18 protein-coding genes are annotated in these 22,151 nt (G+C 69.2%); 12 read left to right on the top strand and 6 right to left on the bottom strand.

Annotated elements, in window-relative coordinates; translation table 11 throughout:
- The first annotated feature begins 15 nt into the window (after window positions 1–15).
- The 6 genes from ACIRGA_RS09460 (at window position 16) to ACIRGA_RS09435 (ending at window position 7,714) form a co-directional block, all read left to right on the top strand.
- Window positions 16–402, top strand: coding sequence for a YchJ family protein (locus tag ACIRGA_RS09460; protein ID WP_400938702.1), 387 nt, complete (start codon window positions 16–18; stop codon window positions 400–402).
- A gap of 682 nt (window positions 403–1,084) precedes the next feature.
- Window positions 1,085–4,177 (top strand): glycosyl hydrolase 2 galactose-binding domain-containing protein, encoded by a 3,093-nt coding sequence (locus ACIRGA_RS09455; protein WP_400938597.1) that lies wholly within the window; start codon window positions 1,085–1,087, stop codon window positions 4,175–4,177.
- Window positions 4,178–4,294: 117 nt separating this feature from the next.
- Window positions 4,295–4,699, top strand: coding sequence for a helix-turn-helix transcriptional regulator (locus ACIRGA_RS09450; protein WP_198935874.1), 405 nt, complete (start codon window positions 4,295–4,297; stop codon window positions 4,697–4,699).
- A gap of 5 nt (window positions 4,700–4,704) precedes the next feature.
- Entirely contained in the window at window positions 4,705–5,100 is a 396-nt protein-coding gene (locus ACIRGA_RS09445) for a VOC family protein (protein ID WP_400938594.1), read from the top strand.
- A gap of 40 nt (window positions 5,101–5,140) precedes the next feature.
- The gene (locus ACIRGA_RS09440) at window positions 5,141–7,009 is read left to right on the top strand and encodes a Na+/H+ antiporter (protein ID WP_400938699.1); all 1,869 of its coding nucleotides are present in this window, start codon (window positions 5,141–5,143) and stop codon (window positions 7,007–7,009) included.
- Between the two features lie 18 nt (window positions 7,010–7,027).
- The gene (locus tag ACIRGA_RS09435) at window positions 7,028–7,714 is read left to right on the top strand and encodes a histidine phosphatase family protein (RefSeq protein WP_400938592.1); all 687 of its coding nucleotides are present in this window, start codon (window positions 7,028–7,030) and stop codon (window positions 7,712–7,714) included.
- Here ACIRGA_RS09435 and ACIRGA_RS09430 read toward each other — a convergent pair.
- The 3 genes from ACIRGA_RS09430 to ACIRGA_RS09420 all read right to left on the bottom strand — a co-directional run bounded on the left by ACIRGA_RS09430 (window position 7,677) and on the right by ACIRGA_RS09420 (window position 9,908).
- Entirely contained in the window at window positions 7,677–8,444 is a 768-nt protein-coding gene (locus tag ACIRGA_RS09430; RefSeq protein WP_400938589.1) for an ABC transporter permease, read from the bottom strand. The genes ACIRGA_RS09435 and ACIRGA_RS09430 overlap by 38 nt on opposite strands.
- A 22-nt stretch (window positions 8,445–8,466) precedes the next feature.
- Window positions 8,467–9,012, bottom strand: coding sequence for an MmpS family transport accessory protein (locus tag ACIRGA_RS09425; RefSeq protein ID WP_400938586.1), 546 nt, complete (start codon window positions 9,010–9,012; stop codon window positions 8,467–8,469).
- Between the two features lie 491 nt (window positions 9,013–9,503).
- A complete protein-coding gene (locus tag ACIRGA_RS09420; RefSeq protein ID WP_400938583.1) occupies window positions 9,504–9,908 on the bottom strand; it encodes an NUDIX domain-containing protein in 405 nt (134 codons plus the stop codon).
- A 30-nt stretch (window positions 9,909–9,938) separates the two neighbouring features.
- On the opposite strand from ACIRGA_RS09420, the gene ACIRGA_RS09415 reads away from it, so the two are divergent.
- Complete coding sequence (locus ACIRGA_RS09415; protein ID WP_400938581.1) at window positions 9,939–10,625, top strand: helix-turn-helix domain-containing protein; 687 nt, start codon at window positions 9,939–9,941, stop codon at window positions 10,623–10,625.
- On the opposite strand, the gene ACIRGA_RS09410 is transcribed toward ACIRGA_RS09415, so the two are convergent.
- Window positions 10,556–12,079, bottom strand: a complete 1,524-nt coding sequence (locus ACIRGA_RS09410) for an FGGY-family carbohydrate kinase (protein WP_400938578.1) — start codon at window positions 12,077–12,079, stop codon at window positions 10,556–10,558. The genes ACIRGA_RS09415 and ACIRGA_RS09410 overlap by 70 nt on opposite strands.
- Before the next feature lie 114 nt (window positions 12,080–12,193).
- Here ACIRGA_RS09410 and ACIRGA_RS09405 point away from each other — a divergent pair, with 114 nt between their 5' ends.
- From ACIRGA_RS09405 to ACIRGA_RS09395, 3 genes are all read left to right on the top strand, one after another.
- Window positions 12,194–13,174 carry a LacI family DNA-binding transcriptional regulator gene (locus tag ACIRGA_RS09405; protein WP_400938575.1) on the top strand — a complete coding sequence of 327 codons (981 nt, stop codon included), beginning with the start codon at window positions 12,194–12,196 and terminating at the stop codon, window positions 13,172–13,174.
- 344 nt (window positions 13,175–13,518) lie between these two features.
- Window positions 13,519–14,100: a hypothetical protein gene (locus ACIRGA_RS09400; RefSeq protein WP_016335460.1), complete on the top strand. Its 582-nt coding sequence runs from the start codon at window positions 13,519–13,521 to the stop codon at window positions 14,098–14,100.
- 96 nt (window positions 14,101–14,196) lie between these two features.
- Window positions 14,197–14,853, top strand: coding sequence for an RES family NAD+ phosphorylase (locus ACIRGA_RS09395; protein WP_007028108.1), 657 nt, complete (start codon window positions 14,197–14,199; stop codon window positions 14,851–14,853).
- 49 nt (window positions 14,854–14,902) lie between these two features.
- Here ACIRGA_RS09395 and ACIRGA_RS09390 read toward each other — a convergent pair whose 3' ends face one another.
- Window positions 14,903–16,867, bottom strand: coding sequence for a S9 family peptidase (locus tag ACIRGA_RS09390; RefSeq protein ID WP_400938572.1), 1,965 nt, complete (start codon window positions 16,865–16,867; stop codon window positions 14,903–14,905).
- Window positions 16,868–16,897: 30 nt separating this feature from the next.
- Window positions 16,898–17,872, bottom strand: coding sequence for a TerC family protein (locus ACIRGA_RS09385; RefSeq protein ID WP_400938570.1), 975 nt, complete (start codon window positions 17,870–17,872; stop codon window positions 16,898–16,900).
- Window positions 17,873–18,192: 320 nt separating this feature from the next.
- Between ACIRGA_RS09385 and ACIRGA_RS09380 the strand changes: the two genes are divergently transcribed.
- Both ACIRGA_RS09380 and ACIRGA_RS09375 read left to right on the top strand, forming a co-directional pair.
- Window positions 18,193–21,090, top strand: coding sequence for an alpha/beta fold hydrolase (locus ACIRGA_RS09380; protein ID WP_400938568.1), 2,898 nt, complete (start codon window positions 18,193–18,195; stop codon window positions 21,088–21,090).
- Window positions 21,083–22,042, top strand: a complete 960-nt coding sequence (locus ACIRGA_RS09375; RefSeq protein ID WP_400938566.1) for an ABC transporter permease — start codon at window positions 21,083–21,085, stop codon at window positions 22,040–22,042. Before ACIRGA_RS09380 ends, ACIRGA_RS09375 begins: the two co-directional genes overlap by 8 nt.
- Window positions 22,043–22,151: the final 109 nt, after the last annotated feature.

Here is a 22,151-nt window from a genome sequence, read left to right as displayed (position 1 = left end):
ATCGGCGGCGTGCCTGTGATCACCGACGAATCCCGTTGCCCCTGCGGTCTTGGCGAGCCCTACGGCGTCTGCTGCGGCCGCTTCCACCGGGGCGCCGCGACCGCGCCGACCGCCGAACTCCTGATGCGGTCGCGGTTCAGCGCGTTCGCCGTCGGCGACACCGCGTACCTCACGAAGACCTGGCATCCGAAGACGCGGCCCGCCGACCTCGACCTCGATCCCGGGCAGCGCTGGACGTTCCTGGAGATCCTCGGCAAGACCGGCGGCGGACTGCTGGAGAACGAGGGCACCGTGGAGTTCCGGGCCCACTACCGCCAGGATCGCCGGGCCGACAGCATGCACGAGAACAGCCACTTCGTCCGCGTCGACGGGCAGTGGATCTACGTGGCGCCCGTCGGCTGAAGCCCCACTTCGCCTACTCGGCCGCTCGTGAGTGGCCGGTCGCCGCGTCCGGGGTCGGCGTCGTCCTCGGTGTGGCGACGATCCTGCCCAGCGCCTTCGGCATCGCGCTTTCGGTACTGGCACTGGCTTTGGGCACAACGACGTTCGTCAGGGACCTCCGGCTGCTCCGGGCGCGCTGGGCCGGATACGAGTTCAGCGCGATCGCCGCTCCCTTCCCCACCGCCGAATTGCCGCCCAAGCTCAAGGCGGCGGCGCCGCACGTCCTCCCGCTACACGCGGAAGGGGCGATTGCTCTTCAACGGCGCCATCGTCGGCATGCACGGCGAACCGCTCCCCGCCGCTGCGCCGCGAGGAACTGGCCGACCCGTCGGGCAGCGGCTCCCTCGAACCCCAGGATCTCGACATCCCCGACGGTGGACACCGCCGTCTGCTGCACACCGCGGTGATCGCCGGGATGGACCGGAGTTCCTGGGATCACCGAACTGTCCGTGGACAGCGCCACCCTGCTGACGCGTCGTACACGCGGGGCCGCGCTCCGTCCGGCGCACCACCGCTGACGAACCCGGTGCAAGGGTCTGTTCCCCGCGCGAAGTGACGGCTACTATCTCCCCCAACATTGTTAGGGAACTTTCTTAACGATTTCCGCCCAGGTCCGCCGCCGTGTGCCCAAGGAGGCGCGCTCGTGAGTTTTCGGCAGAAGAGAACCCGGATCCCGTTGCTGGCCATGACCGTCACCGCGCTGGCCGCCGCGGTCTGCGGGGTGACCGCCGCCCCCGCCGCCACCGGCGCGGAAGTGGCCGCGCCGCTGTCCGTCGGCGCCGCCGCGGGCGACGCCACCCCGATCCCCGGTTACGTGATCCAGTCCTCGGCGCAGGTCAGCGACGACTCGGCGGTGTCGAAGCCGGGCTTCCCCACCACCGGCTGGTACCCGGTGTCGTCGCGTTCGACGGTCTACGCGGGATTGCTGCAGAACGGCAAGTACGCCGACCCGTTCTATTCGACGAACATGAAGAACGTCCCGACCGCGCAGTTCACCGTGCCGTGGTGGTACCGCACTGACCTGAACGTCCAGGACACCTCGCGGCGGACGTACCTCGACTTCAGCGGCGTGCTCTCCAAGGCCGACGTCTGGGTCAACGGCACCAGGATCGCGACGAAGGACCAGGTCAACGGCGCCTACACCCGCCACGACCTGGACATCACCGCGCACGTGCGCCAGGGCGTCAACAGCGTCGCGTTCAAGGTCTACCCCAACGACCCCAACAACGACCTCTCGATGGGCTGGATCGACTGGGCGCAGACCCCGCCGGACCAGAACATGGGCATCGTGCGGGACGTCCTCGTCCGGCGCGGCGGCCCGGTCGCGCTGCGCAGTGCCCACGTGATCCAGAAGCTGAACTCCGCGCTCGACCACGCCGACCTCACGGTGAAGGCCGACGTCCGCAACGACTCGGCGGACGCGGTGCAGACCACCGTCGCCGGCACGGTCGCGGGCAAGCCGGTCAGCCAGACCGTCTCGCTGGCCGCGAAGGAACGCAAGACCGTCACCTTCCCCGTCGTCGGCCTCGACAAGCCGAACGTCTGGTGGCCCGCCGGGATGGGCGGGCAGCACCGGTACGAACTCGACCTCACCGCGAGTGTCGGCGGCACGCCGTCCGACGCCTCGAAGTCGAAGTTCGGTGTCCGTGACGTCAAGGCGACGCTGAACTCCAGCGGCGGACGGCAGTACAGCGTGAACGGCAAACCGCTTCTGATCCGCGGCGGCGGTTACACGCCGGACCTGTTCCTGCGCTGGAACGAGACCGCGGCGGCCGACAAGCTCAAGTACGTGCTGAACCTCGGGCTCAACACGGTCCGCTTGGAAGGCCACATCGAACCGGACGAGTTCTTCGACATCGCCGACGACCTCGGCGTGCTCACCATGCCCGGCTGGGAATGCTGCGACAAATGGGAAGGCCAGGTCAACGGCGAGGAGAAGGGCGAGCCGTGGGTCGAGTCGGACTACCCGATCGCCAAGGCCTCGATGTTCTCCGAGGCCGAACGCCTGCGTGACCACCCGAGCGTCATCTCCTTCCACATCGGCTCCGACTTCGCGCCGGACAAGCGGATCGAGCAGGGCTACCTCGACGCGATGAAGGCGGCCGACTTCCTGCTCCCGGTGATCCCGGCGGCTTCGGCGAGGCCGTCCCCGATCACCGGCGCGTCCGGGATGAAGATGAACGGTCCGTACGACTACGTGCCGCCGGTGTACTGGTACGACAAGTCGCAAAAGGACCGTGGCGGGGCATGGAGCTTCAACTCCGAGACCAGCGCGGGCGTCGACATCCCGACGATGGACACCCTGAAGCGGATGATGTCGGCCAGTGAGCTGGAAACGATGTGGAAGAACCCGTCGGCGGCGCAGTACCACCGCTCGTCCTCCGAGACCTTCGGGAACTTGAAGCTCTTCGGCAACGCGCTCACCAAGCGCTACGGCGCGCCCGCCGACCTGACCGATTTCGTGCGGAAGTCGCAGCTCGCCCAGTACGAGAACGTCCGCGCCGAGTTCGAGTCGCACTCGCGCAACTACACCGACTCGACCAACCCGTCGACCGGGTTGATCTACTGGATGCTCAACAGCCCGTGGACTTCCCTGCACTGGCAGCTGTTCGACGCCTACATGGACCAGAACGGCGCCTACTACGGGGCGAAGAAGGCCAACGAGCCGCTGCACATCCAGTACTCGCACGACAATCGCTCGGTCGTGGTGATCAACCAGACGTCGAACGCGGTGAGCGGGCTGACGGCGACCACGAAGCTGTACAACCTCGACGGCACCGAGAAGTACAGCAACACCAAAACCGGCCTGTCGGTCGGCGCGCTGGGCGCCAAGGCCACCGCGGTCACCGTCCCGGCGGTGAGCGGGCTGTCGAGCACCTACCTGGCGAAGCTGGTGCTCACCGACTCGTCCGGTAAAGAGGTCAGCCGGAACGTGTACTGGCTCTCCACCAAGGCCGACACGCTGAACTGGGGCGGCAGCGACTGGTACTACACCCCCCAGTCGGGCTACGCCGATCTGTCCGGGTTGAAGAACCTCGGCCAGTCCGCCGTCAGCGCGACGGCGAAGTCGGCCGCCGGTGCCGACGGCACCACCACGACCACCGTGACGCTGAAGAACACCTCGGGCGGCAAGCTCCCGGCGTTCTACGTCGACTCGAAGGTCGTGGACGCCGCGGGCAAGCCGGTGCTCCCGGTGGAGTGGAACGACAACGCGGTGAGCCTGTGGCCGGGTGAGACGACCACGCTGACCGCGAAGTACCGCACCGCCGACCTCAAGGGCTCCAAGCCTTCGGTGCGCGTCTCGGGCTGGAACACCGGCACGCAGACCGTGCCGGCCGACGGCTCCGGGCCCAGCAACCCGGTCGACTACCAGGCCGAGGACGCCACGATCGTCCAGGGCGCGGTCGAGTCCAACCACGCCGGGTTCACCGGCACCGGGTTCGTCAACTACGACAACGTGGCGGGCAGCTCGGTCGAATGGACGGTGAACGTGCCGGCCGCGGGCACCTACGACGTGGTCGTCCGGTACGCCAACGGCACGACGGCGGACCGGCCGCTCGACTTCTCCGTCAACGGCTCGATCAGCGCGTCCGGCGTCGGCTTCGGCGGCACCGGGGCCTGGCCGAACTGGACGACGAGAACCGTCAAGCTGACCTTGGCGGCGGGAGTGAACAAGATCAGGGCCGTCGCCACCACGGCGAACGGCGGTCCCAACGTCGACAAGATCACCCTCTAGGCCGTGTCCGCCGCGAGGCCCCCTTCGCCGCCCGGCGAAGGGGGCCTTTCGGCGTCTGGCGTGGGTTACGCTTTCCGGGTGACCGGCAAACCCGACCCGCGCCTGCGGGACCTCGCGATGCTGCGCCGCGTCCGCGACCGGATCGATCGCGACTACGCGCAGCCCCTGGACGTCGAGGCGCTGGCCCGCGGTGTCCACGTCTCCGCCGGGCACCTGAGCCGCGAATTCCGCGCGGCGTACGGCGAATCGCCCTACAGCTACCTGATGACCCGCCGGATCGAGCGGGCCATGATGCTGCTGCGGCGCGGGGACATGTCGGTCACCGAGGTCTGCTTCGACGTCGGGTTCTCGTCGCTGGGCACGTTCAGCACGCGGTTCTCCGAACTCGTCGGCATCTCGCCGAGCGCGTACCGCAAACAAGCGGCGGAGGACGGCCGCGGCATGCCCGGCTGCGTCGTCAAACAGGTCATGCGACCGATCAGGAATCGAGAAGCGGCCCCGCCGCGCGCCGACCTACCTTGAATCGTATGACCCTCTCGATTCGGGCGTCCTACCTCCCCGCGGACGATCTCGAAGCTTCACTTTCCTTCTATCGCGACATCCTGGGCTTCGAAGTGCGTGCCGAAGGTCCGCTCCAGGCCACGGTCGGGCCTCCAGGACAGCCGGAGACGTCGCTCGTGCTCCATCCCCCGGCCGACGGCCCGGAGATCACCGGCGAGGAACGCGCCACGATCGCCGAACTGATGGCCAAGGGCGTCCACGGGATCATCGTGCTGTCCACCCCGGACCTGATCGGGACCTTCGACCGGATCCAGGCGGCAGGCGTGGACGTCGTCCAAGAACCGATGAGGCAGTCCTACGGCGCCTTCGACTGTTCTTTCCGTGACCCGGCGGGCAACCTGGTGCGGTTCGAGGAGCGGTAGCCCGGCCTCGGTGCGCGCGCACCGAGGCTCCCGGGTGATGATGAGCGGCGTGGAGATCGCGGTAGAACTAGTGGCACTGGTGGTGGCCGTCCTCCTGGTCACCGCTGCGGCGCGGAAACTCGACTGGTCGGCGCCCCTGTGCCTGATCGCGGTCGGGGTCGTCGCCTCGTACGTGCCGGGGGTCCCGGAGTACGAACTGGACCCGGAGGTCGTGCTGCTGGGGTTGCTGCCCCCGCTGCTGTACGCCACCGCGATCCGCACGTCGCTGATCGACTTCCGCCGCAACCGCGGGCCGATCCTGCTGTTGTCGGTAGGGCTCGTCATCTTCACCACGGCCGCGGTCGGGGTCGTGGCGTGGCTGGTGATCCCCGGTCTGCCGCTGGCCGCCGGGCTCGCGATCGGCGCGGTGGTCGCGCCGCCGGACGCGGTCGCGGCCACCGCCGTCGCCCGCAAGGTCGGGATGCCGCGCAAGCTGACGAGGCTGCTGGAGGGCGAAAGCCTGTTCAACGACGCGGCCGCGCTGGTCGCGTTGCGGACCGCCATCGCGGCCATCGCGGGTTCGGTGAGCCTGCTGCAGGTCGGCGGAGATTTCCTGCTGGCCGCGGGCGGGGGCCTGGTGATCGGGTTCGCCGTCGGCGCGCTCGCCGCGCTGATCCGCACCCGGCTCGAGGATCCGGTCACCGACACCGCGCTCTCGCTGGTGCTCCCGTTCGTCGCCTACCTTGCCGCCGAGGCCATCCACGGTTCCGGCGTGATCTCCGTGGTCGTCGCGGGGCTGATCCTCGGGCACAAGGCGCCGAGCATGCTTTCGGGCCGCTCCCGGCTGGCCAGCAGGCTGAACTGGCAGACCATCCAGTTCCTGCTGGAGAACATCGTCTTCCTGCTGATCGGGCTGCAGGTCCGCCGGATCATGACCGAGGTCGGCGACAGCGGGCTGACCGCGCTGGAACTGATCCTGATCTGCGCCGCCACCCTGGCCGCGACGATCGTCACCCGGATCGTCTGGATGGTGGGCATCGGCCTGGCGCGACGCGTGTTCCGCCGTCACGCCTGGCCATGGCGGTACTCGGCCGTGATCGCCTGGGCGGGGATGCGCGGGGTCGTCACGCTCGCGGCCGCGTTCGTGCTGCCCGCGGACACCCCGCAACGGGCCGTGCTGGTGCTGGTCGCGTTCGTCGTGGTGGCGGGAACGCTGGTGCTGCACGGGACGACGCTGCCGGTACTGGTCCGCCGCCTGAAGCTGCCCTCGCCCGATCCGGCCGAGGACGCGCTTCAGGAGGCGGCCGTGCTGCACGACATGACGAGGGCCGCGCTCGAAGAGCTGGAGAAGATCCGGACCCCTGATGACCCGGAAGACATCGTCGAGCGCCTGCGCAGCCGGCTCCAGCACCGCTCGGACTCGGCGTGGGAGGAGCTCGGCAGGCAGAGCACGCTGACCGAAACCCCGAGCGACGCGTACCGGCGGCTGCGGTTGCGGCTGCTCGAAGTCGAACGCGAGAAGTTCCTGGAGGCGCGTGACTCCGGAATGGCCGATGATGATGTCCTGCGCCGGATCCTCGAACGCCTCGACATCGAGGAATCCATGCTGGACAGGGAGGAGGAGACCGTGCCGGACTCCGATCGGGAACTGCGCACCCCCGCCGCGACGGCGGGATCCTGCAAACATCTGACCAAGGACTGGCCCGCGGTCGAACCCAGCTCACCCGACGAATGCGCCGTGTGCGTCGAGAACGGGATGACCTGGGTGCACCTGCGCGAATGCGTCAAATGCGGGAACGTCGCCTGCTGCGACTCGTCGCCGGGCAAGCACGCGACCGAGCACTTCCACGACACCCTGCACCCGGTGATGCGCAGCCACGAACCCGGCGAGACCTGGCGTTGGTGTTTCGTGGACAAACAGCTGGGCTGAATCGGTATCGTCCGGGGCATGAGCACCCCTGAGCAGGAAGTCGAATACCGCCAGCACCGGTTCTCACCTCCGCCGGGCGCGACCGAGATCTTCCTTGTCCGCCACGGCGAATCGGCCCCGGCGAAGGGCAGCGCGCCGTTCGACCTCGTCGACGGACAGGCCGATCCGGATCTCGCGGCGGAAGGCAGGGACCACGCCGAGCGGGTGGGGCGCCGCCTGGCCGACGAGCGGATCTCCGCGCTGTACGTGACGACACTGCGCCGGACGCCGCAGACCGCGGCACCGCTGGCGGCGAAGCTCGGGCTCACACCGGAGGTCGAGCCGGACCTGCGGGAGATCCACCTCGGCGACTGGGAGAACGGGCTCTTCCGGCGCTACACCCACGAAGGTCATCCGATCGTCGAGCAGCTGTGGCGCGAACAGCGCTGGGACGTCATCCCCGGTGCCGAGACGATGGAGTCGTTCGGTGGCCGGATCAAGGCGGCCATCGGCAGGCTCGCGACGGCCAACCCGGACCGGCGGATCGCCGTGTTCACGCACGGCGGCGTCATCGGCGAGGTCTTCGCGCAGGCGAGCGGCGCGAAGAACCGGTTCGCCTTCCTCGGGGCGGACAACGGCTCGATCTCACATCTGGTGGTGTCGGGCGAGAACTGGATGGTGCGGCGGTTCAACGACACGTCGCATCTTCAGTCGCCTTTCGGCTGATCCGCCCGGCCGCGACCAGGTGCACGACGACCAGGACCGCGACCGCCTCGGCGGCCAGCAGCCCGAGGAGCACGAGCACCTGGGTCACCCCGGCCTGCACCGGCCCGGCGCCACCGAGGAGGACACCGACGTAGGCGCCGGGCAAGGTCACCAGGCCGACGGTCCGGGTCTGGTCGAGGGCGGGGATCAGCGCCTGCCCCGCCGAGGGACGGCAGATCTCCAGCGCGGCCGGCCGGGGCAGGAATCCCAGCGCCAGCGCGGCTTCGTACTCGCCGTGCCGGGACACGAGTTCGTCCAATGCCCGTCTCGCCGCCTGCGAGGTCGCGGACATCGCGCCGCCGATGACGATCCCGGCGATCGGCACGATCGCGATGGGCCGCCACGGGACGACGCCGGTCGCGAGCACGAGCGTCAGCACCGGGATCACGCCGGAGGCGATGGCGAGCGCGACCCACGCCAGATCCTTCGCCACCCCGATCCGGCGCGCGGAGGTGACCGCCGCGATCGTGAACATCAGCAGGACGAAACCGCCGGTCAGCCAGCCCGATTTCAGGATCCCGACGATCACCAGCGACACGGCGGCGAGCTGCACGACTGCGCGCGCGGCCGCGAACAGCACCGCCTTGCCCTGGCCCAGCCGCCCGAACCGCACCACCGCCGCGCCGAAGATCGCCAGCACGGCCAAGACCGCGGCGAGCACCGGGCCGAACGCGATCGCACCATCCGTCACGCGGATGATCCTGCCGCAGAGATCAGGACGTGCAGGTCACCGGCGCGCCCGCGGCGGGGGCGGTGCGGTCGCTGACGACCTCGCCGTCGACGAGGATCCGGCACCGCAGCGCGCCGCTGCCCGACCCCTGCGCGGAAAGGCTGTAGAACTCGTCGCGGCCTTCCTGGCTCACGCGCTCGAAGGTGGTGCTCCACGGCGCCGTCACGTCGGTCTTCTGCAGGAGCTCGGAACCCTGCGCGACGTAGGTGACGTTCTGGGCGCCCTCCGCGCCGGAAAGTTCGTAGACGACCGAGTGGATCACGGTGCGCACGGCGGCCGCGGCCTGTTCGACCCGCGGCGCGGGCGGGCTCTGCACCGGACGGGAGGCCTTCGGCAGCATGTAACCGGTCAGGGTGACGGCGACGGCCACCACACCCAGCACGACCACGACGGTCCCCAGCGGCTTCAGCCTGCCGGGGGCACCCTGCCCCGGCGCCGATGCCGGAGGGGTCGCGGTGGGAACACCCATGGAAGAGGTCTTCTCTCGTCCGAGCGCACTCCCGTCGAGCGCGTCGACTACTTCTCGCACGAAGGTGACTCCGCGTTAGCCGTTATCGGGAAGAAACCCGATATTCACCCTTTTGGGTGTCCCACTGACCGGAGAGCACCTGGTCATGAGGCGATCGGCGTAAACGCAGTGAGCCGAATAGCTCACTTTGAGTGACCACTTGCAGGAAGCCATCGCCCCGCCCTTCCAATATCTATATGCACAGTCCTGGCCGAGGTCGTGAGCGGCGATGAGGATTATCGAGGGGTAAGTCAAATGTGGCGCGGGCCCTCTCCGCTGGCGCCCAAGCGCCGCTAAGTGTCCACAAGGGACAGTTTTCGACTGTGCAATGTCCGGTTCATGTCTATATGTACGATCCTGGCCGGGGGTCGTGAGTGATAATGAGGGTTAGAACCCTCTTTGCCACTCACGACCCCGCTGCGAATCCGTGCAGAGTACCCAAACCGGGCACTTGTAGCCCGGAAAGTGTCCCTTGTGGACACTCGGGGAAGGTGCAGACCTTCAGGACAGCGTCAATCGACGAGCCCCGTGTCGGCGAGCAGCCCGAGCACTCGCCTGCCCGCCGGCGGGCAGCGGTGCGCGTCGGCCGAGGACAGCCAGGCGGATTCCGCGATCTCACGGCCGGGCGCGGGCTCCCCGCGGTGCTCGGCGGTGTAACAGGTCATGCGGACACGGCGGCCGTCCGCGTAACCGTCGGCCTGCTCGTTCAGCACCGCGAAGAAGCGAAAGCTCAGCGGGTCGAGCTCGACGCCGAGTTCCTCCCTGATCTCCCGGCACAGCCCGGCGACGTCGCCCTCCCCCGGCTCCCGCTTGCCTCCCGGCAGGTAGAACTTGGCCTTGCCCTCGGTCCGCACCGACAGGAGTCGGCGGTCGCGGACGTGGATCCAGGCCAGTGAATCGATCTCTGCTTCGGACACGGCCTGATTCTGTCGTAGCCCGGGGGCATCATGGCAAGCGTGTATCGGGAGACGAAGGCGCCGGGCGAGCTGGCCGGCGTGGTGCGCTGCCTGTGGGAGGACACGGGCACGGCGCCGAAGCGGATCGTGCCCGACGGCTGCGTGGACCTCGTGGAATGCGGCGGCGAGGTCTTCGTCGCCGGGCCGGACACGGCGGCTTGGACCTGGGAGACCGGCGAACGGGCAAGGGGCGTGCGGTTCGCTCCCGGTAGGGCGGGCGACGTCCTGGGTCTGGGTGCCGACGAGCTGCGCGATCAGCGCGTCTCCCTCGACGACCTCTGGGGCAAGGAAGGCGAACTGCTGGCCGAGCGGGTGCTCTCCGGCGCCGCATCGCTGACCGGCGTCGTCGCGCGGCGCCGAGCCGGAGGAGCCGACCGGGAGGTCTCGGAGCTGATCGCCAGGCTGGACGGCGGGGCGTCCAGGGTTTCGGCCGCGCTGGAGCGGTTCACCACCGGGGAACGGCAGTTGCGCCGGCGGTTCACCCTCGCGGTGGGCTACGGCCCGGCGACCTACCTGCGCGTCAGCCGGTTCCAGCGCGCCATCGGCCTCTCGGGAACAGCGCCGGATCTCGCTTCGCTGGCGTTCTCGGCGGGCTACGCCGATCAAGCTCACCTGAGCCGGGATTGCCGCGAACTGTCCGGCGTGAAGGCGAGCGAATTCTTCCGCGCCAGGAAGTGAGCGATGTCCACTGTGGACCGGTACAGCTCACGGTAGTGCGGGTAGAACTCGTCGTAGACATCGGCGTCCGCGCCGGGGCGGACGATTTCGGCGACGGGGTTCCAGGCTTCGATATCCGGCTCCCGCCCCAGTGCCACGGACGCGAGAACGGCGTCACCGAAGGCGGCACCGATGGTTTCCGCGGGGATCTCCTGCTCGATCCGCGCGACGTCACTGACGATCCGCGTCCACACCCCGCCCTGTGTCCCGCCGCCGACCGCGACGAACCGGCCCGTGCCGCCTCCGGCGTCCCGCATGGCTTCCAGGTTGTGCCGCACCCCGTACGCCGTTCCTTCCAGCGCCGCGCGATACAGATCGGCTCGGTCGTGGGAAGTGGTGAGACCGGCGATAATGCCCCTCGCGTCCGGATCCGGCACGGGTGTCCGTTCTCCCGCGAAGTACGGCAGCATCAGCAATCCGCGGCTGCCCGCCGGAACCTCGCCCGCCGCCGCGGCCAGGTCCCCGAACTCGCCGCCGACGAGCTCCCGCAGCCAGTCGGTGATCGCGCCGGACGTCGCCATCCCCGCCGCGAGCGAATAGGTACCGGGAAAGGCGCCGCGGGTCGTCCACAATCCCTGCCCTGGACGGGGATCGGAGAGCATCTGGACCAGGAACATCGTGGTGCCGTACATGAGCATCGTGTCCCCGGGCGCGGTGACCCCGACGCTGGTCGCCTCCGCCCAGGCGTCCACCGTGCCCGCCGTCACCGGGATCCCTTGCGGGAGGCCGGTTTCCGCGGCCGCTTCGGCGGTGACCGAGCCGGCCACCTCGGTCGGCCAAGCGAGCCTGGGCAGCTCGATGCCGGGAGCGATCGCGGCGACCCGGTCCGCCGCCCAGCGGGCCTCGCGCAGGTCGTACATCGGATCGCATTGGCTCGCCGAATGATGGTCGAGGACGTATTCACCGGTCAGCCGCAGCACGAGGAACGAGCTCGCCATCAAGAAGAGCTTCGCCCGCTCGAACACCTCCGGCTCGTTCTTGGCCAGCCACCGCCATTTCGGCCCGACGGCCTGCGAGCCGAGCGCGCTGCCACCGCGTTCCACAATGGATTCTTCGCCGAATTCCCGGTTCAATTCCCGGATTTCGTCGTATGCGCGAGTGTCGACACCGTAAAGGATCGCCGGGCGCAAAGGCTTCCCGGAAGCGTCGGCGGGTAACAGCACCGGCCCGATCCCGCTGACCGACACTCCGATGATGGGATGATCCCCGGCGCCCGCCGAAAGCTCTCTGGCCAGCGCCAGGAAGTCTTGCCACCACACGGTTTCCGCGTCATGTTCGAACCATCCGGGACGAGGCCGGGAAGTGTCGTGCGGCCGGGACGCCCGTGCCACCACCACGCCCCGCGAATCGACGAGGACACCTTTGGAACTCGAGGTGCCGATGTCGATGCCGAGCACCAGGCCCGGTTCCCCCACGACCCCTCCGAACTCCTCGGCGCGAGTAGCGCGATCAGCGGATGGTAACGATTGTCGGCCAAGCTATTCTTCCCGTGCGAAGGTGTCAATACACCTGCAGAAGGGGAGGTCGCGGTGGCCACCATCAACGACGTGGCGGCGAAGGCCGGGGTTTCGACGGCGACCGTGTCGAGGACGCTCAACGGTAAGTCCACAGTGGACCCGATACTCGCGGCGCGGGTGCAGGCCGCCGCCGCGGAATTGGGCTATCACCCGAACGGCCTCGCGAGGAATCTGCGCCGCCAGGAGACCGCGGTGCTCGCGCTCATCATCTCCGACGTGGAGAACCCCTTCTTCACCGCGATCGCCCGCGGCGTGGAGGACATCGCGCAGACCGCGGGCTATTCGGTGGTGCTGTGCAACGCCGACGACAACGAGGAGAAGGAGCGGCGCTACATCGACGTCGCCCTCCAGGAGCGGGTCGCCGGCGTGGTGCTCTCCCCCACCGGCCGGGCCACCAACGTCGACCGGCTGACCGAACGCGGCACCCCCGTGGTCGCCGTCGACCGGCCGCTGCTGAAGAACACCGGCGACCAGGTGCTGGTCGACACCCGGCTCGCCGCCCGCGACGCGACGCGGCACCTGCTCGACGGCGGTTACCGGCGGGTCGCCTGCGTCAGCGGACCGCCCGGGGTGCGCACGGCCGAAGACCGCCTGGCCGGCTACACCGACGCCGTCGGCGAGGGGAACGCGCTCACCCGGCGGGCCGAGTTCCGCGCCGAGGGCGGCAGGCTCGCCGCGCTCAGCCTGCTCGACGAGCCCGAGCCGCCGGACGCGCTGCTGGTCGGCAACAGCACGATGGCGATCGGCGTCCTGGAGGCGCTGGCTTCACGCGGTCTGCACTCGGGACAGGACGTGGGGATCGTGTCGTTCGACGACGCGCCGTGGACGACGCTGATCGATCCGCCGCTGACGGTGGTCGCTCAGCCCGCGAACGAGGTGGGCAGGGTCGCCGCCGAGCTGCTGCTCGCCCGTATCGGCGACAGCACGCGCAAGGCCACGACGACCACGCTGCAGGCGAAACTGATCGTGCGCCGGAGCTCACGGCGCGACTGACAGCGGCCGACATCGGAGATCCCAGGTGCACGACGTGCCTGGGCGACCGGTTCGCACCGGCCGCCCAGGAACGCCCCACCCCCTTGTTCCCCCAAGCCGGCCCCACACCAGCCGGGTTCTCCGAAGCGGTGGGAAGAAATCGTTTACCTTTCGGAAGGTAAGTTCCTGTTTACCACCTGTCAAGCCGGAATCCTGGACAACCTCGCCCGATACGGGCACACTGTGGCGATATTGCCTACTGCACGTGTTTGATTCCGTGCGCTCTGTGTTCGTCTCTGGTGAATTCCCCCACGAAACCGAGATGAGACCGCACGAACCCGCACAGACGCGTTACCCTAGGCGCTATGTCGATAGCGCTCGAGAACGTTCTCGCCAAGGCGGGCCTGAAGGTCGACGCCAACGAGTTCCTGAACCTCGTCGAGGACGCGGCGCGGAGGCTGACCCCACCGAACCCCGATCCGTCGCACTACTTCTCGGCGGACCAGCGGGCCGCGCTCACCGACGTCGGCCTCGATCTCTCGCCCCGCGGCGAGGACGAACCGGACTTCCGTGCGCGGACGGTCGCCGCGCACGCCGTGCTCGCCGATTCCGCGCTCAGCGTGCTGGAAGCGGCGAAGACGCTGGGCGTCGACGACAGCCGTATCCGCCACCGCCTGAAGGAGGGCAGGCTCACCGGCTGGAAGGACCAGGGCTGGCGGTTGCCCGCCTGGCAGTTCGCCGGCTCCGGGGTGCTGCCCGGCCTGGAGGTCGTGCTGCGTGCCGTCCCCGAGGACCAGCCCGCGCTCGTCGTCGCCGCGTTCATGAGCACCCCGCAGGCCGATCTGGTGATCAACGACCATCCCGCCACCCCGCGCCAATGGCTTCTCTCCGGTGGCGATCCCGAACATGTCGCGAGACTGGTGGCCACGCTGGGGTCGCCGTTCTGAGATCCTTGCCCGGCGACGAGAATTTCAGTCGGGGGTAGGCCGTAGGCTGACCCCACCGAGCAAGATCACCCGACAAGGACGGACGACTCCCGAGGTATGGCCCGGCTCCCCCTGCCGCCCGCACGCTCTGTCCTGGTCAAGGAGCTGCACCGCACCAACGACGTGGTGACGGTGCATCCCGGCACCAGGCTGGTCAGGATCTTCACCGCGCACGGCAACCACCCCCAGCAGTGGAATTCGTTCCGCTACAGCGGCCCGCTCCCGCACGGCCGGTTCGACCCGCAGACCCCCGGTCGCGGCGGTCGCCCGGTCACCGACCCCGGGAACGGCGTCCTGTACTTCGGCCTCACCGTGCGCACGAGCATCGCGGAGGTCTTCCAGACCACGTCGACGGTCGACCGCAAATCCCGCGGCCCGCGCCTGGTCGTCGTCCGGCCGACCCGCACGCTGCGGCTGCTCGATCTCGCCGGCCTGTGGCCGACCCGCGTCGGTGCCTCGCAGGAGATCTCCAGCGGCCCGAAGAAGATCACCCAGGCTTGGGCGCGCGCCATCCGCGCCGCCTTCGGCGACCTCGACGGTGTCTGGTACCGGTCGTCCATGGATTCCGGCGGCCCCGCGCTCGCGCTGTGGGACCCGCCGGCCGGGAATTCGCTGCCGGTCGCGCCCGACGTGCTGCTCCCCCTGGACCACCCGGGGCTCGACGTCCCGCTGGGCCGGGTGTGCGAAGAGCTGAACTACACGCTCCTCAGCTGACACCGGATGCCATGAACGGTCCGTTCATGGCATCCGGTGAGCCCGGCGATCAGAGGTGGCGCCCCCACCACTCCAGCACGGCGTCGAACCGCTGCACCCGGTGCCGGGGCAGGCCCGATCGCGTGAGTTCGTGCCCCTCGCCCGGGAACAGCAGGAACTCGGCCGCGACGCCGTTCTGCCGCAAGGCCACGTACATCCGCTGCGCCTGCTCCAACGGGCATCGCCAGTCCTGCTCGGAGTGCACGACCATGAACGGGATGTCGATCTTCCCCGCGTACGTCAGCGGACTGCGCTTGCGCTGTTCTTCGGGGTCGTCCCCGACGTAACCCCCGGCGAAGAACCAGCCGATGTCGGAACTGCCGACGAACGAGTCCCAGGCGTTGACCGCGCGCTCGCTCCACGCGGCGCGGAACCGGCCGCCGTGATGCGCGGCGAGCCAGCTGGTCATGAAGCCGCCGTACGAGCCGCCCATCACGCCGACGCGATCGCTGTCCAGATTGGACAATTTGAGCGCTTCGTCCAGCAGGGCCAGCAGATCGTCCGCGTCCACGGTGCCGAAGCCGTGGACGATGCTCCGGCCGTGGCTTTCGCCGTAGCCGGCGGAACCGCGCGGGTTCCCCAGGACGACGGCGTACCCCGCTGCGGCGAGCACCTGCGCCTCGTCGAAGACCTTCCACTCATACGGCGCGAACGGTCCACCGTGGACCATCAGGACCACGGGATGCGGCCCCTCGCCCTCGGGCCGGACGATCCAGCCGTGCACCGGATAGCCGTCGGGCGCGGTCGTGTTCAGCTCCTCCAGCGGCAGGATCCCGGTGTCCCGCAACGCCTTCGAGTAGTCGGTGAGGACGCGCGGTCCCCCGTCCGACAGCAGCACGACGTCACCGGAACTCTCGGGCGTCCCGATCACCGCGACGATCCGTTCGCCGTCGACGGCGAACGACTTCACCACGGTGCGCTCGCCGGCCAGGTGCCGCAACGTCTTCAGCTCGGCCAGGTCGGCGTCGAGGGGGACGGCGCGCAGCTCGGCGGCGCCACGGGTGCGGACCACGACGAGAACCTCGTCGCCGAGGACGACCGGACGGCTCGCCGCGTTGTCGCAGTCCACCGTTTCGACGTCGGTCAGCCGTCGCGGGGACGAGGGCTCGTCACCGGAGGGCCACGGCGCTTGCCAGAGCCCGGTGTTGCGGGCGATCTCCTCCTGGCCGGAGAACTCGGTGCCGTAGAACAGGATCGAACCATCCGGCGCGGCGACCGGCCGGTCCGCGGTGCCCAAGGACCGGACGAGCAGCCGGGGCTCGCCGCCGCCGTCGGCGGGCACGGCGTAGACGTCCGAGCGGACGGTGTCTTCGGCGGCCCAGTCACGCGGGGCGGTGCACAGGACGTGCTCGCCGTCTTCCGTCCACGAAGGATGATCGACGTCGGCCCGGTCGTCGGTCAGGGGCGTGAGCTCGGCGGGCGCGTCCTCGTCCAGCGCGGCCGCGGTGTCCACGACGAACAGACGCTGTGGACGGTCGTTGAGGAAACCCGCGTCGTCGACGCGGTAGAAGAGGTTCTTGATGTGCCGCGGCGCTTCTTCACCCGGCTCCGGCGTCTCACCGTCCGCGTTCTCCGTGCCGTAGCGGCCCGGCTCCGGCACGCGGGCGACGAAGGCGACGCGGCGGGAATCCGGCGCCCAGACCGGCGCGCCCGCGCCGAGAGGAAGATCGGTGATCCGCTTCGCGTCACCGCCGGCCGAGGGGATCACGTGCACCTGCGGCTTCGCCACGCGCCCGGAACCCTCTCCGGCCCGGAGGAACGCGATCCACCGGCCGTCCGGCGAGATGGCGGGGGCGGAGTCCTTGGTCCCGTGGGTCCATGGCCCTTCTCCGTCACCGCCGAGGTCGACCTTGCGCAGGCCGCCTCGGTAGCCGTTCGTCTTCAGATCAGGCCTGCTCACCGCGGTGAGCAGCAGGTCGCCGTGCAGCGCGAGGATGCCGGGGACCGTCAGGGCTTCGATGTCAACGGGACGCACGGCCCCGACGGTACCCGATCCTTAGCAGCTCTAACTACTGATTGAAGACTCCTGCTCAGCGGCTTCCAGCTTCTTCGCCTTCGCGAGGCTGGCCAGCGTCGTCACGGTCAGGACCACGACGATGACGCCCAGGGACACCCAGTTGTTGATGTCCAGCCAGTCCGGCACGACGTGGTACTCGTGCAGCGCGTGCAGGAACAGCTTGGCGCCGATGAAGGCGAGGATCACCGCGAGGCCGTAGGACAGGTACACCAGCTTGGTGACCAGGCCACCGAGCAGGAAGTACAGCTGGCGCAGGCCCATCAGCGCGAACGCGTTGGCGGTGAAGACCAGGAATGCCTCCTGCGTGATACCGAAGATCGCCGGGATCGAGTCGACGGCGAACAGCAGGTCCGCGCTGCCGATCGCGACGATCACCAGGAACATCGGGGTGATCCAGCGCTTGCCGTCCTTCTTCACGAAGGACTTGTGCCCGTGCCACTCTTCGGTGACCGGGAAGAGCTTGCGCACCCAGCGGGTGAGCGCGTTCTCCTCGTATTCCTCTTCTTCGTCCTTGTTGCGGACCATGCTGATCGCGGTCCAGATGAGGACGGCTCCGAAGAGGAAGAAGACCCAGACGAACTGCGCGATCAGCGCGGCGCCCACGGCGATGAACACGCTGCGCATGGCGAGCGCGAGCAGGATGCCGATCAGCAGCACGCGGTGCTGGTGGATCGCGGGCACCTTGAACGACGTCATGATGATCATGAAGATGAACAGGTTGTCGACGCTCAGCGAGTACTCGGTGATGTACCCCGTGAAGAACTGGACCCCTGGGTCGTGTCCGGCGAAGACCCAGACACCGATGCCGAACGCGATGGCCACGGCGACGTAGAAGACAACCCACCGGGCGGCTTCGCCGGTGGTGACCTCATGCGGCTTGCGATCGACGATGACCAGGTCGAGCGCGATCAGCGCGAGCAGACCGCCGACCGTGGCGATCCATAGCCACAGGGGAACAGACATGTAACCAACCCTCCGGATAGTGCACAGCAGCAACTAACCGGAGGTCTCTTCCGCCGGTGTGAAACCGGCCGACGGTGCCGGGGGCCCGCGAAGGCCACCGTGCTGACGACACCGCCGCGAAGGAATACTCCCCTCACAGCTGGTCCAGTTTGACCTGTCTGTACGCCTGACGCCAGTTAAGGTTGCCCTTGTCACCAAGATGATGGCGTAACTCCCGTCACACCCACCTGTTTCTCCCTCACCGGATACCCGTTCGGGCGGGCGGCCTAACGTCACGCTTGTGTGGTCCCTGTGTGCTGGAGGGGCGACTCTCAGGTTCGGTGAAATACGGTCATTCCGTGCCCCGAATCCCGCTCCCTCGCACGCGAGGCGCGAAGCTCACCGCGCTCGCCGCGGTCGTGGTGGTCCTGGCCGCCGCGGCCGTCGTGTGGACGAACGGCGAACCCGCCCCGTCCGCGGTCAGAACCCAGGACGCGACCCTCGACCTGCCCGAAACCCCGGGCTCGTCCGAGGTCGTGAAAATCGACACGACCACGTACCTGCCCGAACAGACCCCGGCTCCGGCCGTCCTGCTCGCCCATGGTTTCGGCGGCGACAAGAACAGTGTCGCCACCGAAGCCCGCGAACTCGCCGAAAAGGGCTTCGTCGTGCTGACCTGGTCCGCGCGCGGTTTCGGCCGCAGCACCGGGAAGATCGCGCTGAACGACCCCGATCGCGAGGTCGCCGACGCCCGGAAGCTGATCGACGGCCTGGCAGGCCGTCCCGAGGTCCTCAGCGAGAACGGCGACCCGAAGGTGGCCGTGTCCGGCGCTTCGTACGGCGGCGCGCTTTCCCTGTTGCTCGCCGGGACAGACAAGCGGGTCGACGCGATCGCGCCGGTGATCACCTACAACGATCTCGCGCAGGGCCTCTTCCCGAACGCCGCCGCCCAGGCCGCACCGAGCGCCGCCACCCCGGCCGCCGGCGCGTTCACCCCGGACGGTGTCTTCAAGAAGTCGTGGGCGGGCATCTTCTTCTCCGCCGGTTCCGGCGCGGCGCAGGGCGGTTCTCCCGCCAACGACGCTCCCGAAGCCGGTGACGAGACGAGCGAATCCGGGGCGGCACAGGGCACGGGCGCGGCGGGGGCCGCGGCGCAGTCGCTGCCGCTCGGTGGCCCGAACGGACAACGCCCGCCGTCCGGCCCCGCCGACCCTTGTGGACGGTTCACCGCCGACGTCTGCCAGGCATACACCGAACTCGCCACCACCGGGAAGGCGAGCCGGAAGACCGTCGACCTGCTCCACCGGGTCTCCCCCGCGTCCGTGACGGACAAGATCACCGTGCCGACCCTGCTGGTGCAGGGCGAAAGCGACACCCTGTTCGGGTTGGACCAGTCCGACGCGACCGCCCGGCAGATCACCGCCGCGGGCGGCAAGGTCCGGACGATCTGGTACACCGGCGGACACGACGGCGGGAAGCCCGGGCAAAAACTGCGCGCGCAGATCGCCGACTTCCTCAAGTTCTCCCTCACCGGCCAGGGCACCGATCCCGGTACCGGGTTCAGCTACGACATCCAGGGCACGCTGCGGGCCAACGGTGCTCCTTCGGTCCGGACGGTCACCGCGCCGGCGTACCCGGAAGTCACCGAACGACGGCAGTTCACGCTGGCGGGCCCGGCGCAGTCGGCCGTCCGGCCCGCGGGCGGCAATCCCGCCGCGGTGAGCGGGATCCCCGGATTGAACGGCGCGGTGGCGGGTTCGTCCCGGCTTTCCGGGCTGTTCAGCCTGGACCCACCGGGTCAGGCCGCGCAGTTCGCGACGCCGCCGCTGGACGCGCAGACGATCGCGGCCGGTTCCTCGACGGTCCGGCTGCAGGTCTCGGCTGATCCGTCCGCCGCCGCTCCGCAGAAGGAAGCCGTCCTCTTCGCGAAGCTCTACGACGTCAACTCGGAAGGCGTCCGCACGCTTCCGGCCAACGCCGTCGCGCCGTTCCGTGTCACCGGTCTGCCCGCCGACGGCAGTCCGGTCGAGGTGACGGTGACCCTGCCGGGCATCGTGCGGCCGCTGGAGGCCGGGCACACGCTCCGGCTGGTCGTCGGCACGACGGACCAGTCGTTCGCGACGCCGGTCGAACCCGCGGTGTTCCGTATCGGGCTGGCCGACGGCGGACGGCTCGGCGTGCCGGTCGTCCACGGCACCTCGGTCGGCGCGGGCGCGCCCATCGCGCAGCTGCTCGGGATCGCCGGGACCCTGCTCGCGGGTATCGCGATCACGGTGATCGCCGCGTTCCGGCGCCGCCGCGCCCATGACGTCGACGAGAGCCTGGCGAAGACGCCGCTCGTGATCGAAGGCCTGCGGAAGGCCTACGCGGGTGGGTTCGTCGCGGTCAAGGATCTGTCGTTCCGGGTCGAACCCGGCCAGGTGCTCGGCCTGCTCGGGCCGAACGGCGCGGGCAAGACGACGACCCTGCGCATGCTGATGGGGCTCATCACCCCGACCGCGGGCACCATCCGCGTGTTCGGCCATCTGATCGCGCCCGGCGCGCCGGTGCTGTCCCGGATCGGGTCCTTTGTGGAGGGTTCGGGCTTCCTGCCGCACCTGTCGGGCAAGGAGAACCTGGAGCTCTACTGGGCGAGCACGGGCCGCCCGAAGGACAAGGCGCATTTCGCCGAAGCACTGGAGATCGCCGGTCTCGGCGACGCGGTGAACCGGCGGGTCCGCACCTACAGCCAGGGCATGCGGCAACGGCTCGCGATCGCGCAGGCGATGCTCGGCCTGCCGGAGCTCATGGTGCTCGACGAACCGACCAACGGGCTCGACCCGCCACAGATCCACCAGATGCGCGAGGTGCTCCAGCGCTACGCGGCGACCGGGCGCACCGTGGTGGTCTCGAGCCACCTGCTGGCCGAGGTCGAGCAGACCTGTACGCACGTGGTCGTGATGCACCGCGGCATGCTGGTCGCCTCGGGCGAGGTCGGCGAACTGGCCGCGTCCAGCGGCGAGGCGACGTTCCGCGTCGACAAGCCCGCCGAGGCGGCCGAAGCGCTGCGAAAGGTCGGCGGCGTTTCCGGCGTCGACGTCGACGGGGAGCTGGTCCACGCGGATCTCGACGGTCTCGCGCGCGCCGAGGCGGTCGCCGTCCTGGTGCGGGCCGGGGTCGCGGTCGAGCAGGCCGGGCCGCGGCGCCGTCTGGAAGACGCGTTCCTGCAGCTGGTCGGAGAGGACTCGAAGGGTGAGTAAGACCAATGGTTCCGGCCCGGCGACCCGGGCGGATCACGGCGTGCACACCGATCCGGCGGCACTGCTGGAGCTGACCGAGGTCGCTTCGCACGAACCGGCCGAGGTCGGCCCGGACGGGGCGGTGGCGGGTTACCGCGCCGACCGGACGCTGCGGCTCGGCGTCGAGCTGAAGCGGCAGCTCAAACGGCGGCGGACCCAGCTGATGCTGGGGTTCGTCGCGCTGCTGCCGTTCATCCTGGTGATCGCGTTCGAGATCGGGCAGGCCAACCCGAACCGCCGCAGCGGCGGCTTCGTCGACCTCGCCACCGCGAGCGCGCCGAACTTCGTGGTGCTCGCGCTGTTCGTCTCCGGGACGTTCCTGCTCCCGATGATCGTGGCGTTGTTCTACGGCGACACGATCGCGAGCGAAGCGTCGTGGTCGAGCCTGAAGTACCTGCTCGCGATGCCGGTCCCCCGGCATCGGGTGCTGCGGCAGAAGGCGATCGTCTCCGGCATCCTGTCCGCGGTCGCGCTGATCCTGTTGCCGCTGGTGTCACTGGTGGTCGGGGTCATCTGGTACGGCGCGGGCGACGCGATCAGCCCGACCGGGGACGCGGTGACGTTCGGCGACAGTCTCATCGCGATGGGGCTGGCGACGATCTACATCATCCTGCAGCTGGCGTGGGTGGCAGGGCTGGCGATGCTGCTCTCGGTCGCCACCGACGCGCCGCTGGGCGCCGTCGGCGGCGCGGTGATCGTCGCGATCGTCTCGCAGATCCTCGACCAGATCACCGCGCTCGAAGGGCTGCGGGACTATCTGCCGACGCATTTCGCGTTCTCGTGGATGGATCTAATCTCGACCGACATCGACTGGACGAACATGGCCAACGGCATGCTGTCGGCGGCGTTGTACGGCACGGTGTTCTTCCTCCTGGCGGGTCGCCGGTTCGCGACGAAGGACATCACCAGCTGAGAGCGTTTTCGCGCTGAAGAAACGACCGGGGTCCACCGGGAAGACGAAATCTCTTCCCTGGTGGGCCCCGGTTTTCACTGGCTGTGGCGACCTTCACCCATTAGCGCCG

Source organism: Amycolatopsis sp. NPDC102389 (assembly GCF_044765885.1).
Taxonomy (GTDB): Bacteria; Actinomycetota; Actinomycetes; order Mycobacteriales; family Pseudonocardiaceae; genus Amycolatopsis.
Note: the sequence above shows the minus strand (reverse complement) of the source record. Positions and strands in the feature narration are given on the sequence as shown.